This is a genomic window from Curtobacterium sp. NPDC087080, assembly GCF_044745105.1.
Classification (GTDB): domain Bacteria; phylum Actinomycetota; class Actinomycetes; order Actinomycetales; family Microbacteriaceae; genus Curtobacterium.
On record NZ_JBIUZP010000001.1, the window covers coordinates 558,713 to 574,854 of the forward strand.

The following is a 16,142-nucleotide window of genomic DNA, read 5'->3' on the forward strand; positions in this document are numbered from 1 at the left end:
GTAAGCACCTCGCGCCACGGATCCCCGTGGCGCGAGGTGCTTCTCGTTGTGCTGCAGCACGCCGAACCGCGCACCGGCGGGCCGAACCGCGCACCCGCGCACCGGCACGCTGGCGCGTCGACCGGGCTCAGCGGTCGGCCGACTCCCGCGTCCGCGCCGGCTTCGCCTGGGGCAGCTTGGTCCCGACCACCTGGTCGATGACGTCGCGTGCGATCGCCCGGGCGGTGAGCCCGACGTCGGCCAGGATCTGCGACCGCGACGCGTGGTCGATGAACTCGTCCGGCAGTCCGAGCTCGTTCACCCCGGTGTCGACCCCGGCGGCACGCAGGTCCTGCCGCAGTCGGGTCCCGACCCCGCCGACCCGGACGCCGTCCTCGATCGTGATGACCAGGCGGTGGTCGCGAGACAGGTCGATGAGCGACGACGGGATCGGCACCACCCAGCGCGGATCGACGACGGTCGCGCCGATGCCCTGCGCTTCGAGCAGCTCGGCGGCCTCGAGCGCGACGGGCACCATCGACCCGACCGCCACGATCAGCACGTCCTGCTCCTGCGACTCCCCGGGGGAACGCAGCACGTCCACACCGTCCGACAGCCGCCGTTCAGCGGGGATGTCCGGTCCGACCGAGCCCTTCGACCACCGCAGCACCGTCGGGGCATCGTCGACCGCGACGGCCTCGCGGAACTCCTCGCGGAGCGTCGCGGCGTCACGCGGTGCCGCGATCCGGATCCCGGGCACGACCTGCAGCAGCGCGAGGTCCCACATCCCGTGGTGCGACGGGCCGTCCGGCCCGGTGATGCCCGCGCGGTCGAGCACGAAGGTCACGCCCGCGCGGTGCAGGGCGACGTCCATCAGCACCTGGTCGAACGCACGGTTGAGGAACGTCGCGTAGAGCGCCACCACCGGGTGCAGTCCGCCGAAGGCGAGCCCCGCGGCGGTCGTCACGGCGTGCTGCTCCGCGATGCCCACGTCGATCACGCGGTCGGGGTGCTGCTCCTGGAACAGGTGGAGTCCGGTGGGTCGCAGCATGGCCGCGGTGATCGCGACGATCCGCTCGTCGCTCGCACCGACCGCGGCCAGCGTCGACGCGAACACCGAGGTCCACGAGGGTCCCGACGACACGTCGAGCGACTCGCCGGTCTCGGGGTCGATGTGCCCCACGGCGTGGAACTGGTCCGCCTGGTCGCGGAGCGCCGGCTCGAAGCCGTGGCCCTTCTCGGTGATCGCGTGCACGATCGTCGGGGCGCCGTACGCCTTGGCCTGCCGGAGGGCCGCCTCCATCGCCCGCTGGTCGTGTCCGTTCACCGGCCCGATGTACTTGATGTCGAGGTTCGAGTACAGCGCCTCGTTGTTCGTGAACCGGGACAGGAAGCCGTGGAGGCCCCCGCGGACGCCGCGGTAGAACGCCCGACCCGGTGCTCCGAACCGCGATGCGACGGCCTGCGACTTCTCGAAGAGCGCCCGGTACTCGCGACGCGTGCGGACCGAGCTGAGGAACCGTGCCATGCCGCCGATCGTCGGCGCGTAGGACCGACCGTTGTCGTTGACGACGATGACGAGCCGACGGTCGTTGCCGTCCGAGATGTTGTTGAGCGCCTCCCACGTCATCCCGCCCGTGAGTGCGCCGTCCCCGACGACGGCCACGACGGTGCGGTCGTCCTGCCCGGTCTGCCGGAAGGCACGGGAGATCCCGTCCGCCCAGGAGAGCGACGAGGACGCATGCGAGGACTCGACGATGTCGTGCTCCGATTCGCTCCGCTGCGGGTAGCCGGCGAGTCCACCACGTTCCCGGAGGTGCGAGAAGTCCTGTCGCCCGGTGACGAGCTTGTGCACGTACGACTGGTGCCCGGTGTCGAACACGAACGGGTCGCGCGGCGAGTCGAACACGCGGTGCATCGCCAGCGTCAGTTCGACCACCCCGAGGTTCGGTCCGAGGTGCCCGCCGGTCTTCGCGACCTCGGCGACCAGGAACCGACGGATCCCGGCCGCGAGCTCCGTCATCTGCGCGTCCGACAGACGCTTGAGGTCGCGCGGCGACGAGATGCTGCTCAGCAGGCTCACGGGCGCTCCTTTCGTGGGGCAGGACCCCACACTAGCCGCGTGGACGGACGACGGACTGGAGGCCCGTGGCGGTGTCGCCACGGGCCTCCGGTCCGTCAGGTGGTCGCCTCAGCGACCCGTGCTCACGTCGATCAGACGAGCGAACGGAGCACGTACTGCAGGATGCCGCCGTTACGGTAGTAGTCCGCCTCACCGGGAGTGTCGATGCGGACGACCGCGTCGAACTCGACGGTCTGCTTGCCGGCCGGAGAGTGCTCGCTCGGCTCCGCGGTGACGTGCACGGTCTTCGGCGTGCGGCCCTCGTTGAGCTCGGTCAGCCCGGAGATCGAGACGACCTCGGTGCCGTCGAGACCGAGCGACTCGACCGTCTCGCCCGCAGGGAACTGCAGCGGGACGACGCCCATGCCGATGAGGTTCGAGCGGTGGATGCGCTCGAAGCTCTCGGTGATGACCGCCTTCACGCCGAGCAGGTTCGTGCCCTTCGCCGCCCAGTCGCGCGACGAACCGGAGCCGTACTCCTTGCCGCCGAAGATGACGAGCGGGATGCCCCGCTCCTGGTAGTGCTGCGACGCGTCGTAGATGAACGACTGCTCGCCGTCGGGCGTGGTGAAGTCGCGGGTGTAGCCGCCCTCGACGCCGTCCAGCAGCTGGTTGCGCAGGCGGATGTTCGCGAACGTGCCGCGGATCATCACCTCGTGGTTGCCGCGGCGCGAGCCGTAGGAGTTGAAGTCCTTGCGGTCGACGCCGTGCTCGTCGAGGTAGCGACCAGCCGGGCTGTCCGCCTTGATCGAACCGGCCGGCGAGATGTGGTCGGTGGTGACGGAGTCGCCGAGCTTCGCGAGGACGCGGGCACCGGAGATGTCCGACACCGCGTCGGGCTGCATCGTCATGCCCTCGAAGTACGGGGGCTTCCGGACGTAGGTCGACTCCTGGTCCCACTCGAAGGTGTCACCGGTCGGGGTCGGCAGGTTCTTCCAGCGGTCGTCGCCCTCGAACACGGAGCCGTACTCGTGGGTGAACATCTCGGTGTCGATCGACGAGTCGATGACGTCCTGCACCTCGGCCGCGTCGGGCCAGATGTCCTGCAGGTAGACGTCCTTGCCGTCCTGATCAGTGCCGAGTGCGTCCTTGTCGAAGTCGAAGTGCATCGACCCGGCGAGGGCGTACGCGATGACCAGCGGCGGCGAGGCCAGGTAGTTCATCTTGACGTCGGGGTTGATGCGGCCCTCGAAGTTGCGGTTGCCCGAGAGCACCGCGGTGACGGCGAGGTCGTTGTCCTGCACGGCCTGCGAGATCTCCTCGGGCAGCGGGCCCGAGTTGCCGATGCAGGTGGTGCAGCCGTAGCCGACCGTGTAGAAGCCGAGGTCCTCGAGGTAGCTGGTGAGCCCGGCCTTCTCGTAGTAGTCGGTGACGACCTTCGAGCCCGGCGCGAGGGTGGTCTTCACCCACGGCTTGGCCTTCAGGCCCTTCTTCGCAGCGTTCCGCGCGAGGATGCCGGCGGCCATCATCACCGAGGGGTTCGACGTGTTCGTGCACGACGTGATCGCGGCGATCGCGACGGCACCGTGGTCGATGGTGAACGTGTCACCGTCGGCGACGGACACCGACGTCGGCTTCGACACCGTGCCGGGCGCGCTCGAGGCGTGCACCGGGACCTCGGACGCCGGGGCGTCCTGCAGGTCGTCGACGGCGTGCTCGTCACCGGGGGCGGCAGCGACCGGGTCGGACGCCGGGAAGGTGTCCGCGACGGCCTTGTCCTCGTGGGTGTGGTCGATGCTCGCGTAGTTGGCGAGGTCGACCTCGAACTGGTCCTTGGCCTTCGACAGCTCGATGCGGTCCTGCGGGCGCTTCGGGCCGGAGATCGAGGGGACGACCGTCGACAGGTCGAGCTCCATGTACTCGGAGTACGCGGGCTCCACCGAGGGGTCGTGCCACAGACCCTGGGCCTTGGAGTACGCCTCGACCAGGGCGATCTGGTCCTCGGACCGGCCGGTCAGGCGCAGGTAGTCGAGCGTGACGGCGTCGACCGGGAAGATCGCGGCGGTCGAGCCGAACTCCGGCGACATGTTGCCTATGGTCGCGCGGTTCGCGAGCGGGACCTCGGAGACGCCCTCGCCGTAGAACTCGACGAACTTGCCGACGACGCCGTGCTTGCGGAGCTCCTGCGTGATCGTGAGCACCACGTCGGTCGCGGTGACGCCCGCGGGGATCGAGCCGGACAGCTTGAAGCCGACGACCTTGGGGATGAGCATCGACACGGGCTGGCCGAGCATCGCGGCCTCGGCCTCGATGCCACCGACGCCCCAGCCGAGCACGCCGAGGCCGTTCACCATCGTGGTGTGCGAGTCGGTGCCGACGAGCGTGTCCGGGTACGCGTAGAGCTCGCCGTCGAACTCGCGCGTGTACGTGACCTTCGCCAGGTACTCGATGTTGACCTGGTGCACGATGCCGGTCCCCGGCGGGACGACCTTGAAGTCCTCGAACGCGGTCTGACCCCAGCGGAGGAACTGGTAACGCTCCCCGTTGCGCTCGTACTCGAGGTCGGTGTTGCGCTGGAGCGCGTCCTCGCGACCGAACAGGTCGGCGACGACGGAGTGGTCGATGACCATCTCGGCCGGCGAGAGCGGGTTGATCTTGTTCGGATCGCCGCCGATCTGCGCCATCGCCTCGCGCATGGTGGCGAGGTCGACGATGCACGGCACGCCCGTGAAGTCCTGCATGACCACGCGGGCCGGCGAGAACTGGATCTCGGTGTCCGGGTCGGCCTCGGGCCGCCACGAGCCGAGCGCGCGGATCTGGTCCTCGGTGACGTTCGCGCCGTCCTCGGTGCGGAGCAGGTTCTCGAGCAGCACCTTCAGGCTGTACGGGAGCTTCTCGTGCCCCGGCACCGTGTCGATCCGGTGGAACGCGTAGTCGACACCCCCAACCGAGAGCGTGTCCTTCGAGCCGAAGCTGTTGACTGCAGCCACTGTGCCGCCTCCCTACTGATCGGTGTGCCCTCATCATCGCGGGCGTCGGAACGTCCCACCAGCAAGGCAAACCTAATCCCGACGGTGCAGGCGCGCCCCCGGGAAACTGTCTCGATGTCGAGACAACTCTACACCGCGGCGGTGTCCTCCCGGCGCACGAACACCGTGCGGACGAGCAGCCACGTGACCCAGAGCACGGCGGCGTAGAGCGGCACGCCGAGCACGAGCTTCACGGCGGCGAGGAGCTCGACCTGCGCGGTCAGGTACAGCGGCACCTCGACGGCGAGCCGGAGCGCGAAGAGCCCGACCCAGATCCACGTGGCGACGGTGAGCACACGGCGCTTCGCGGGGTCGGCGCGCCAGTCGACGTGGGACCCGTCCTCGTTCGGCGGCAGCAGGAACCCGACCACCACACCGATCAACGGCCACCGGATCGCCAGGGTGACGAGCAGCCCGACGAGCCACACCGAGTTGATGACGATGCCGGGGATGAAGTTGGTCTCGGCCCGCCCGGTGAACAGCGCGAGGGCCGCCGAGACGACGACGCCGGCGATGCCCGCGAAGGACATCACGAGCGACTGCCGCTGGGCCAACCGGACCACCACGAAGACGAGCCCGACGAGCACCGGGATCACGACGCTCGGGACGAGCTCCTTCGTGATCGCGTAGACGACGAGGAACGCGAAGCCGGGCAGCACCGACTCGGCGAGACCGCGCACGCCGCCGACCGCTCCGAGGAGCGCGCGGCCCGAGGGTGCCTCGCCCGGTGCCACCCTGGCGATGCCCGCGTTCTGCACGGCGGCGCGGAACTGCGCCGAGAACGACGGCGCGACCTCGGGCTCGGTCACCGCCGGCCCGTCCGCCGGCCCGTCCGCCGGACGGGACCGGACCCCGTTGCCGGGAGCGACGGTGTCGTCGCGACCGTCCGTGGGTCGGTGGATGTCGTCGTGGTCCGGCACCGTGCCTCCAGGCCGTGTCGAGTCGTGTGCTGCTGCGCCGGCGGTCAGACGGCGGTCTGCGTCGACTTCGGCATGTGCAGCGGGATGAGGTCGCGCGGCGGCATCGGGGTGGCGCCGCGCACCACGACCACGGAGCGGAACAGCTCCTCGATCTCGGCAGCGTCGTCCGGGCTCTCCGCGGCCTTGCCGGCGATCACGCCGCGCAGGAACCAGCGGGGGCCGTCGACACCGACGAAGCGTGCGGCGCGGGCACCGTCGGTCGCTCCCGATCCGTCCACGACGACCGGCACGAGGGCACGGAGCTCGGGCCCGAAGGGACCGTCGACCTCCTCCACGCGGCCACCCTGGCGCTCGATCTGGTCGGCGATCTGCGCGCGGATCTCGTGCCACAGGCCCGTCGAACGCGGGGCGGCGAACGGCTGCACCTGGAGCGTGGACTCGTCGTAGTCGAGTCCGACGGCGACGACGCGCTGCGAGCCCTCCTCGACCTCGAGGCGCAGGTGCAGGCCCTCGCGCGGGAGGACCTTCACACCGCCGAGGTCGACGTACGGGCGGACCAGGTTCGCCTCGGTCTCGTCGTGCGGACCGTTCTCGGCGCGATCCGCCGGCGCGGACTTGTCGGTCGGAGCGACCGCGTCCACCTCGTCGAGGTCGGCGTCGGCGTCGGTCGCGATGTCGACCTCCGGCGTCGTCCCCGCGACCACGGCGTCGTCGGCGACGGCCTCCGCCACCTCGACCTCGTCACGCTTGCGTCGACCGAACTTCATGCGCCCGTTCCTTCCTGGGAGTCGTCGGCAGCGCTGTTGGCGGCGCTGCGGTCACCGTAGCCCGAGGAGCCGAAGCCGCCCGCACCGCGGACGCTCTCGGGCAGTTCCTCGACGCGCGTGTACGTGACGTGCGGCACCGGCATGACGATCAGCTGCGCGATGCGGTCCCCCACGTGCACCTCGTACGGCTCGGATGCGTCGGTGTTGAGCAGTGCGACCCGGACCTCGCCGCGGTAGCCGGAGTCGACCGTACCGGGGGCGTTCACGATGGAGATGCCGTGCTTCGCCGCCAGGCCGCTCCGGGGCACGACGAAGGCGACGTGTCCGTCCGGCAGCGCGATCCGGAGCCCGGTGCCGACGAGCCGGCGCTCCCCGGGCTGCAGCACGAAGGCCTCGGTCGAGACGAGGTCGGCTCCGGCATCACCGGGGTGGGCGTGGACGGGAGGGTTCTCCCCGGTCCAGAGCACGTCGACTGGTTCGGTCACGTGACGAGGGTAGTGCACGAGCACGGTCGTTCCGTGACCGTTCCGTGACCTGCCCCGAGTCGTGGTGGGATGGAGGGGTGACCGTGTACCGCGAACGACTCTGGGCCCCGCCCGCCCTCTACCTGGCGACGGCGCTCGTCATCCCCGCGAGCCTGCTCGTCTTCCTCCCGATCAGCGTCCTGGCCGGCGTCCTCGTGGCGATCGGGATGTACCTCGGCGTCGTCGTCCTGCTGTGGGCGCTCGCACCGACGATCGAGGTCACGGACACCGAGTTCCGCGCCGGCCGTGCGCACCTGCCGCGCACGCTCGTCGGCGAGGCCACCGCCCACACCGGCGCAGCAGCCACCACCCAGCGCGGTCCGGCGCTCGACGCCCGCGCGTGGACGCTCTTCCGCGGGTACGTGCGCGGCGTCGTGCGCGTGGAGGTCACGGACCCGGCGGACCCGACGCCCTACTGGCTCGTGAGCGCACGCAACCCGCAGGCGGTCGTGGACGCCCTGCGTTCCTGACGCGGCTGGCGCGCGGGCCGGGAGGCTCGCACTGTCCCCGCCCCGCCCGTTCCTTCCCATGACGGGTGCAGTAGGAAGCGTTTCCGGGCACACCAGGTCGTTCCGGAAGACCAGGTACGCCCGATCCGACCCGGCACGCCCGATCCCACCCGGCACGACCGCCCTGCGCCGCAACGCGGAACGGCCCGCCACCCCGAGGGGTGACGGGCCGTCCGACGAGCAGCGTGCCTAGAGCGCCGCGCACTCCGCGCACACGGGGCCGAGCTTCGACTCGTGGTCGAGCTGCGAGCGGTGCTTCACGAGGAAGCACTCGACACAGGTGAACTCGTCGACCTGCGGCGGCAGCACGACGACGTCGAGGTCGACGTCGCTGAGGTCCTGTCCGGCGAGCTCGAAGCTGCCGGGGTTGTCCGAATCATCGTCGACGACCCCCGACATCTTGTCGGGCACGCGCTCCTTGAGGGCCTCGATCGACTCCGAGTCAGAGGAGTCGTCGGTCTTCCTGGGGGCGTCGTAATCGGTGGCCATGCCCATCCGTTTCTCGTGTCGAGAGGTCGTCGCCGGTGATCGGCGGCGACAGTTTGCACCACGACCCGCGAGAGCGCAAACCGAACGCCGTGCGGGATCGTCAGGCCGTCCAACCCACGGTCGGGCGTGGACATTCCCGACGGCCGACGACCGCAGCGCCCCACGACGGCACACCCGCGCGCGGGAGTCGCGGCACGCCCGTGCGCCTCCGCGGGAACGCGTGTGCTCCGCTGCATACTCCCTGGAGGTACGAGCACGACCGTACGCAACGCTCGGGAGGCGCAACCATGCAAGACGTGAGAGTCATCGGAGTCGAGTCCGGGGCGCTCCTGCTCGCGACCGACGGCGGCACCGAGTTCCGGTTGCCGGTCACCGCGTCGCTGACGAGCCAGGTCCGCCAGGCGAACCCCGACGCCGGCCCGCAGAAGCGCGTGTCCCCGAAGGACGTCCAGGCCCGCATCCGCGGCGGCGCCGACGCGGCCGAGGTCGCAGAGGCGCTCGACGTCGACGTCGAGTACGTCCGACGCTTCGAGGGCCCCGTGCTGGCCGAGCGCGCCTTCGTCCTCGACGCCGCGCGTCGCGTGCCGGTCACCCCGTCCGACGCCGAGGCACCGGACACCTTCGGCGAGGCCATCGAGGCCAAGCTCGAGTCCGGCGAGGCGACCGGCGTCGCGTGGGCCTCGTGGAAGAACGCCGAGCAGGGGTGGCAGGTCCGCGTCCGCTACACCGCGTCCGAGGTCGAGCACGACGCGCAGTGGCTGTTCGACCCGAAGACGTCGACCCTCACGCCCGACAACGGTGATGCGCACCGCCTCTCGCACACCGACGACGAGGGCATCGCCCCGCGCCTGCGTGCCGTGGAGAACGACCACCACGACGCCGACGGCACGCGCTTCGACTCCGGCGCCTTCCGCGTCGAGCAGACCGAGGACGCCCCGACGCCCGAGGTCCAGGAGCGCCCGCTCCGCGCACCGCTCCCCCGCATCGGCGCCGCGCCGGTCGAGGAACGCTCGCCCGGCAACGAGACCGCCGACCTGCTCGAGGCACTCCGCCGACGACGCGGTGAGCGCGAGGCTGCGTCCTTCACCGAACACCAGGACGAACCCCGCGGGACCTCCATCAGCGTGGTCGACGTCCCCCTGCAGGGCTGGGACTCGCCGGCGTCCGCACCTGAGCGCGACGACCGCCCGGCCTCGGCTCCCGAGGGCGACGGCCGTCCGGAACGCAAGAAGCGCAACCGCCGGTCGATGCCGAGCTGGGACGAGATCGTCTTCGGCACCCGCCCGGAGGACCCCGCCTGATCCGGCACCACGCCCGGTCCGTGACGGACTGGAGGCCCGGTGCAGCCCCGCAACGCCCGTCGCGTCGCGGGGCTGCCGCCGTTCCGGCCCGGGTGGGGTCGAACGAGCTCAGCTGGCGAAGGCGCCCGCCAGGCGCAGCGGGACGAAGAGCTCGTCGTCCGTCATCGCGCCGTGCTGGCCGACCATCCGCTTCGGTTCCTTCCGCGGGTCGGCCTCGCGGTCGTCGTTGAACGCCCACGAGCCCCGCGCCACGACGACCACGTCGCCGATGCGCGGGAGCACCGGCTCGTCCACGGCGCCGAACCACCCGGCGGCGACGGCCTCGTCACGGCTGGCGACGTACGCCTTCTTGCCGTAGCGGGTGCGCCACGCCTCGACCAGCGCCGGAACGTCGGTCCCGGGACGCACGGCCAGCTGGCGGCAGCGGGGGTCTCCGGCGATGCCCACGACGTCGACGAGGAGCGCCGGGTCGATCGCGATGTTCGCCTCGGCGGGTACGTCCAGCACGCCGTGGTCTGCCGTCACGAGGATGCCGACGTCGGGAGTGCTGCGGGCCGCGAGGCGTGCGAGCTCGCCGTCGAGCGACTCGAGCGCCGCGGTCCAGCGGTCGGACTCCCACCCGTGCTTGTGGCCGATCGAGTCGAGCTCCGGCACGTAGAGGTAGACGAGCGACCGACCGGATGCCGTCGCGGCCAGTGCGGCGTCCACCCGCTGCGGGATGCTGTCGGCGGCGGTGTACCGTGCACCGCCGAGCACGTTCGCGGTCATCCCCGAGGACTCGTAGCGGGCCGGCCCGACCACCACGGGGTCGATGCCGAGCGCGGTGGCCTCGGTGAAGACCGTGTCGGTGAGGAGCCAACCCGCCGGGACCTCGGAGTCCCACCCGGAGAGCAGGTTGACGACCCGCTCACCCTCGGGCTCCCACCCGCTGTAGCCGACCACGCCGTGCGTCCCGGGCGACCGGCCGGTCGTCAGGGTGGTCAGGGCTGCGGCGGTCGTCGTGGGGAAGCCGCTGCGCAGCCGCTTGAGCGTCCCGCCGCCGGTCGCGGCGGTGAGCCAGCGGGCGTGTCCGGCGCGCGCCGACAGGGCGGACGAACCGAGGCCGTCGACCAGCACGACGACGACCGAGCGGGCGGGACGGAGCGTGATCCGAGCCTCCCGGCCGGTGCTGCGCAACCACGTGTCGTCGACGGCGCCGAGCGCGACGAGGCAACTCGGGAGCACGTCGGCGAGGTTCGCGGTGGTGTCTGGGGCGCTCGGTACGCTGGGGGGCACCCCACGATCCTCCCAGAAAGGTCCCATGGCACGCACGGAAGCAGTCGGCCTGCCCGACGGTGAGCGCATCGAGGACGTCGACGTCTCCGAGGAGATGCAGGGTTCGTTCCTCGAGTACGCGTACTCCGTCATCTACTCGCGGGCCCTGCCGGACGCGCGCGACGGCCTCAAGCCGGTGCAGCGCCGCATCCTGTACCAGATGGCCGAGATGGGACTCCGGCCGGACCGGGGGCACGTGAAGAGCGCCCGCGTCACCGGCGAGGTCATGGGCAAGCTGCACCCGCACGGCGACGGTGCGATCTACGACGCACTGGTGCGGATGGCGCAGCCGTTCACGGTGCGCGTGCCGCTGGTCGACGGGCACGGCAACTTCGGGTCGCTCGACGACGGCCCCGCTGCTGCCCGGTACACCGAGGCCCGCCTGGCCGAGCCGTCCATGGCGATGACCGAGGGCCTCGGCGAGGACGTCGTCGACTTCGTCCCGAACTACGACAACCAGATCATGCAGCCCGGCGTGCTGCCCGCGGCGTTCCCGAACCTGCTCGTCAACGGCGCCTCGGGGATCGCGGTCGGCATGGCGACGAACATGGCGCCGCACAACCTGGGCGAGGTGGTCGAGGCCGCGAAGCACCTGCTCCTGAACCCGACGGCGACCCTCGAGGAGCTCATGGAGTTCGTGCCGGGGCCGGACCTGCCGTCCGGGGGCACGATCGTCGGGCTCTCCGGGGTCCGCGACGCCTACGCGACCGGGCGCGGGTCGTTCCGCACAAGGGCGAAGGTGAGCGTCGAGAACCTCACGCCGCGCAAGGTGGGCCTCGTCGTCACGGAGCTGCCGTACCTGGTCGGCCCCGAACGCGTGATCGAGAAGATCAAGGACGGGGTGCAGGCGAAGAAGCTCGCCGGCATCTCCGACGTCAACGACCTGACCGACCGGAACCACGGGCTGCGGCTCGTCATCGGCATCAAGTCGGGCTTCAACCCGACGGCCGTGCTCGAGCAGCTGTACAAGCACACCCCGCTCGAGGACGGCTTCGGCATCAACAACGTCGCCCTCGTGCACGGGTCACCGCGCACGCTCGGCCTGCGCGAGCTGCTCGACGTCTACGTGCAGCACCGGCTCGACGTGGTCACGCGACGTTCCCAGTACCGGCTCGCCCGTCGGAAGGAACGGCTGCACCTCGTCGAGGGTCTGCTCGTCGCGATCCTCGACATCGACGAGGTCATCGAGGTCATCCGCTCGTCCGACGACTCCGAGGCTGCCCGCACACGACTGCAGGACGTCTTCGACCTGTCCGAGGTGCAGGCCGAGTACATCCTCGAGCTGCGACTGCGGCGCCTGACGAAGTTCTCGCGCCTCGAGCTCGAGGGCGAGCGCGACCAGCTGCTCGCCGACATCGCCGCGCTCGAGGAACTGCTCGCCTCCGACGCCCGACTCCGTGCCCAGGTGGCGCAGGAGCTCACCGAGGTGTCCGACCGGTTCGCCACCCCGCGTCGCACCCTGCTCACCGAGGCCGATGCCCCGGTTCGTGGTGGCCGCAAGGCCGCGGTCGACCCCGAGTCGCTGCAGGTCGCCGACGCTCCGTGCCGCGTGCTGCTCTCGACCACCGGGCGACTGGTGCGGGTGGACGTCCCCGACACCGACCTGGGGATCGTGCGGGTGCCGAAGCGGTCGAAGCACGACGCGGTCCGCTCGACCGTCCTGTCGACCGTCCGCGGGCAGGTCGGCGCGCTGACCTCGACCGGTCGGGTCCTGCGGTTCTCCCCCGTCGACGTCCCCGCGGTGCCGCCGGCGTCCGTCCGGCTCGACGCCGGCGTCCGGGTGTCCGACTACCTCGGCATCACCAGGACCGAGACGGTCGTCGCGCTCGTCGACCTGTCCGCGGGTGCGACGGACTCGCTCGCGATCGGCACCGCGCAGGGCATCGTGAAGCGCGTCGCGACGGGTGCCTGGCCGGACAAGGACGAGTTCGTCGCCATCGGGCTCAAGCCGAAGGACACGGTCGTCGGGGCCGCGCAGGCGCCGGAGTCGGACGACCTCGTGTTCATCACGTCGAACGCGCAGCTGCTGCGGTTCCCGGCGTCGGGCGTCCGACCGCAGGGGCTGCCCGCGGGCGGCGTCGCGGGCGTCTCCCTGGCCTCGGGCGCGGCGGTGATCTGGTTCGGGTCCGTCGCACGTTCGGACGACGCCGTGGTGGCCACGGTGTCGACGGCCTCGGGTGCGTTGCCGGGCACCGATCCCGGGCGCGCGAAGGTCTCGGCGTTCTCGGAGTTCCCCGCGAAGGGTCGGGCGACGCAGGGTGTGCGGGCGCACGCGTTCCTGAAGGGCGAGGACGGCCTCACCGTGGCGTGGGCCGGCATCGCGCCGCCGCACGCCGTCGGCGCCGACGGTGCCGCGCGGACCCTGCCCGACTGGCTGTCGAAGCGCGACGGGTCGGGCGCGCCGCTCGAGGCCGTGATCGGCTCGATCGGCGGGAGCGCAGCGGCCTTGGACGGCACCGCGGGCGAGGCGTAGGGCCCGCGGCCCGCGGCCCGCGGCCGTGCGAGTCTCGGGCTCCGCGACAGTTCTCGCGCTGCACGGCACGAGAACTGTCGCTCAGCGCGAGTCTCGGGCCGGCCCGCCTACGCGTCGATGCGATCGCGGTCGAGGCCCTCGCCCGCCAGGATGAACTCCTTGCGCGGTGCGACGTCGTTGCCCATCAGCAGCTCGAACACCTTCGCGGCGCTCTCGGCATCGGTGACGTTGACGCGACGGAGGGTGCGGTGGGCCCGGTCCATCGTGGTCTCGGCCAGCTGGTCGGCGTCCATCTCCCCCAGGCCCTTGTACCGCTGGATCGGCTCCTGGTACTTCTTGCCCTGCTTCGCGAGCTTCTTCAGCACCGCCTGCAGCTCGGCCTCGGAGTAGGTGTACAGCGTGTCGTTCGCCTTGCCGCGGTTCACCACGACGACGCGGTGCAGCGGCGGGACGGCGGCGAACACCCGGCCCTGCTCGATCATCGGGCGCATGTACCGGAAGAACAGCGTCAGCAGGAGCGTGCGGATGTGCGCGCCGTCGACGTCGGCGTCCGACATGATGATGATCTTGCCGTAGCGGGCCTGGTCGATCTCGAACGAGCGGCCCGAGCCGGCGCCGATGACCTGGATGATCGAGGCGCACTCGGCGTTGGACAGCATGTCCGACACCGAGGCCTTCTGCACGTTGAGGATCTTGCCGCGGATCGGCAGCAGCGCCTGGTACTCGCTGTTGCGGGCGAGCTTGGCCGTGCCGAGCGCCGAGTCGCCCTCGACGATGAAGAGCTCGGTGCCCTCGGCGTCCTGCTTGCGGCAGTCGGCGAGCTTCGTCGGCAGTGACGAGTTCTCGAGCGCGTTCTTGCGGCGCTGCGTCTCCTTGTGCGCCCGGGCCGAGATGCGGGTCTTCATCTCGGCGACGACCTTCTCGAGCAGGGTCGCTGCCTGGGCCTTCTCGGTGCGCTGCGTCGAGGTGAGGATCTCGGTCAGGTGCTTCGAGACGACCTGGTCGACGATCTTGCGGACCGCTGGGGTCCCGAGGACCTCCTTCGTCTGTCCCTCGAACTGCGGTTCGGGCAGCCGGACGGTCAGCACGGCGGTCATGCCGGCGAGGACGTCGTCCTTCTCGAGCTTGTCCTGGCCGACCTTGAGCTTGCGGGCGTTCGCCTCCACCTGGGTCCGCACGGCCTTGACGACACCCGACTCGAACCCGGTCAGGTGCGTGCCGCCCTTCGGCGTCGCGATGATGTTGACGAAGCTCCGCTCGACGGTCTCGTACCCGCTGCCCCAGCGCATCGCGATGTCGACCTCGCACGTGCGCTCGACGGAGGTGGACACCATGTGCCCCTTGTCGTCGAGCATCGGCACGGTCTCGGTGAAGGTGCCGGTGCCCTGGATGCGCCAGACGTCGGTGACCGCGGAGTCGACGGCGAGGTGCTCCACGAACTCGCTGATGCCGCCCTCGTATCGGAAGCGCTCGATGACCGGGCCGGGCGTGACGGCCGTACCGGTCGCCTCGGCGCGCTGTGCCGCTGCCTCGATCGAGGTCGGACGCTCGTCGGTGATGGTGATGCCGAGCCCGGGCACCAGGAACGCGGTCTGACGCGCCCGGCTGACGAGGTCGGAGGTGCTGAACTTCGCGTCCGACGTGAAGATCTGCCGGTCCGCCCAGTACCGGACACGGGACCCGGTGACGCCCTTCTTCACCTTGCCGACGACGCGCAGCTCGCTCCCGGAGGTGAACGGCGTGAACGGGGCGTCGGGGCCGTCACCCGCGAAGGTCCCCGGCTCGCCTCGGTGGAAGGACATCGCGTAGGTCTTGCCGCCCCGGTCGACCTCGACGTCGAGGCGCTCGGACAGCGCGTTGACGACCGAGGCACCGACGCCGTGCAGCCCGCCCGAGGCCGCGTACGACCCGGAGCCGAACTTGCCGCCGGCGTGCAGCTTGGTGAACACGACCTCGACCCCGGTCAGCCCGGTCTTCGGCTCGACGTCGACGGGGATGCCGCGGGCGGTGTCGCGGACCTCGACCGAGCCGTCGTCGTGCAGCACGACGCCGATCTCGTCGCCGTGCCCCGCGAGCGCTTCGTCGACGGAGTTGTCGATGATCTCCCACAGGCAGTGCATGAGCCCGCGGGAGTCCGTCGACCCGATGTACATGCCGGGACGCTTCCGAACGGCCTCGAGTCCCTCGAGGACGGAGAGGTGGCGTGCAGAGTAGTCGGAGCTCACCTCCCGATCGTACCGACGGGCACCGACAGCACCGGCTCCGAGGGGCGGCGCGCCTCGGAGTGGGGACAACCGCTCCGCGCACAGCGAAACAGGCCGTCCGCGATGCACGTCTCCCAGCCACCACGTGTTCAAATGGGTGTCCACCCGCACCACCTGCGATCCGTGAGGAGCACAGCAATGACCCAGACCGTGCACGACCTCTCCATCGACGAAGCCGGCAGCCACCAGCTCACCGCCGCTGACCGCTGCGACAGCTGCGGAGCGCAGGCGTACATGCGCGCCACCATGGCCAGCGGCGAGCTCTACTTCTGTGCCCACCACGGCGCCGAGTTCAAGGACAAGCTCGCTGCCACCGCGCTCGAGTGGCACGACGAGAGCAGCCGACTCCACGAGTCGAAGTAGTCGTCACCAGACGGACGAACGGGAGGCGGGGGGGCCCCGGGGCCCCCCCCCCCCCGGGGGGGGGGGGGGGCGGCCGGGGGGGGGGGGGGGGGGCGGGGGTGCGCTGGTACCCCCTGTTGTCGGTTGGGGGGGGCGGGGGGGCCCCCCA

Annotated in this window: 12 protein-coding genes; 4 read left to right on the plus strand and 8 right to left on the minus strand. The window is 71.1% G+C overall.

Going from position 1 to position 16,142, the window contains the following annotated elements; all coding sequences use genetic code 11:
* Nucleotides 1-127: 127 nt before the first annotated feature.
* From dxs to dut, 5 genes are all read right to left on the minus strand, one after another.
* Nucleotides 128-2,062, minus strand: a complete 1,935-nt coding sequence (gene dxs / locus ACIPEQ_RS02625; RefSeq protein WP_402713897.1) for a 1-deoxy-D-xylulose-5-phosphate synthase — start codon at nt 2,060-2,062, stop codon at nt 128-130.
* A 131-nt stretch (nt 2,063-2,193) separates the two neighbouring features.
* Nucleotides 2,194-5,031: an aconitate hydratase gene (locus ACIPEQ_RS02630; protein WP_402713899.1), complete on the minus strand. Its 2,838-nt coding sequence runs from the start codon at nt 5,029-5,031 to the stop codon at nt 2,194-2,196.
* Nucleotides 5,032-5,159: 128 nt separating this feature from the next.
* Complete coding sequence (locus tag ACIPEQ_RS02635) at nt 5,160-5,990, minus strand: DUF3159 domain-containing protein (RefSeq protein WP_402713900.1); 831 nt, start codon at nt 5,988-5,990, stop codon at nt 5,160-5,162.
* A gap of 44 nt (nt 5,991-6,034) precedes the next feature.
* Nucleotides 6,035-6,757: a DUF3710 domain-containing protein gene (locus tag ACIPEQ_RS02640; RefSeq protein ID WP_402713902.1), complete on the minus strand. Its 723-nt coding sequence runs from the start codon at nt 6,755-6,757 to the stop codon at nt 6,035-6,037.
* Nucleotides 6,754-7,242, minus strand: coding sequence for a dUTP diphosphatase (gene dut / locus ACIPEQ_RS02645; protein WP_402713903.1), 489 nt, complete (start codon nt 7,240-7,242; stop codon nt 6,754-6,756). The genes ACIPEQ_RS02640 and dut overlap by 4 nt, the downstream gene beginning before the upstream one ends.
* Nucleotides 7,243-7,319: 77 nt before the next feature.
* Here dut and ACIPEQ_RS02650 point away from each other — a divergent pair, with 77 nt between their 5' ends.
* The gene (locus ACIPEQ_RS02650; protein WP_126890578.1) at nt 7,320-7,751 is read left to right on the plus strand and encodes a DUF3093 domain-containing protein; all 432 of its coding nucleotides are present in this window, start codon (nt 7,320-7,322) and stop codon (nt 7,749-7,751) included.
* Nucleotides 7,752-7,979: 228 nt separating this feature from the next.
* On the opposite strand, the gene ACIPEQ_RS02655 is transcribed toward ACIPEQ_RS02650, so the two are convergent.
* Nucleotides 7,980-8,279, minus strand: a complete 300-nt coding sequence (locus tag ACIPEQ_RS02655; RefSeq protein ID WP_031272446.1) for a DUF4193 domain-containing protein — start codon at nt 8,277-8,279, stop codon at nt 7,980-7,982.
* 287 nt (nt 8,280-8,566) lie between these two features.
* On the opposite strand from ACIPEQ_RS02655, the gene sepH reads away from it, so the two are divergent.
* Nucleotides 8,567-9,580, plus strand: a complete 1,014-nt coding sequence (sepH, locus tag ACIPEQ_RS02660) for a septation protein SepH (RefSeq protein ID WP_402713905.1) — start codon at nt 8,567-8,569, stop codon at nt 9,578-9,580.
* Nucleotides 9,581-9,688: 108 nt separating this feature from the next.
* Here sepH and ACIPEQ_RS02665 read toward each other — a convergent pair whose 3' ends face one another.
* A complete protein-coding gene (locus ACIPEQ_RS02665; RefSeq protein WP_402713907.1) occupies nt 9,689-10,855 on the minus strand; it encodes an alkaline phosphatase family protein in 1,167 nt (388 codons plus the stop codon).
* A gap of 25 nt (nt 10,856-10,880) precedes the next feature.
* Here ACIPEQ_RS02665 and ACIPEQ_RS02670 point away from each other — a divergent pair, with 25 nt between their 5' ends.
* A complete protein-coding gene (locus ACIPEQ_RS02670; protein WP_402713909.1) occupies nt 10,881-13,367 on the plus strand; it encodes a DNA topoisomerase (ATP-hydrolyzing) subunit A in 2,487 nt (828 codons plus the stop codon).
* Between the two features lie 107 nt (nt 13,368-13,474).
* On the opposite strand, the gene ACIPEQ_RS02675 is transcribed toward ACIPEQ_RS02670, so the two are convergent.
* On the minus strand, nt 13,475-15,592 hold the full coding sequence (locus ACIPEQ_RS02675; RefSeq protein WP_402713911.1) for a type IIA DNA topoisomerase subunit B: 2,118 nt from the start codon (nt 15,590-15,592) through the stop codon (nt 13,475-13,477).
* 177 nt (nt 15,593-15,769) lie between these two features.
* Between ACIPEQ_RS02675 and ACIPEQ_RS02680 the strand changes: the two genes are divergently transcribed.
* Nucleotides 15,770-15,994 (plus strand): hypothetical protein, encoded by a 225-nt coding sequence (locus ACIPEQ_RS02680; protein ID WP_402713912.1) that lies wholly within the window; start codon nt 15,770-15,772, stop codon nt 15,992-15,994.
* The last annotated feature ends 148 nt before the right edge of the window (nt 15,995-16,142 follow it).

Bases quoted from the DNA above. Each gene is read 5' to 3' on its own strand.
- ACIPEQ_RS02655 (WP_031272446.1), bottom strand. From the start codon at position 8,279: ATGGCCACCGATTACGACGCCCCCAGGAAGACCGACGACTCCTCTGAC.
- ACIPEQ_RS02640 (WP_402713902.1), bottom strand. From the start codon at position 6,757: ATGAAGTTCGGTCGACGCAAGCGTGACGAGGTCGAGGTGGCGGAGGCC.
- sepH (WP_402713905.1), top strand. From the start codon at position 8,567: ATGCAAGACGTGAGAGTCATCGGAGTCGAGTCCGGGGCGCTCCTGCTC.
- ACIPEQ_RS02670 (WP_402713909.1), top strand. From the start codon at position 10,881: ATGGCACGCACGGAAGCAGTCGGCCTGCCCGACGGTGAGCGCATCGAG.
- ACIPEQ_RS02680 (WP_402713912.1), top strand. From the start codon at position 15,770: ATGACCCAGACCGTGCACGACCTCTCCATCGACGAAGCCGGCAGCCAC.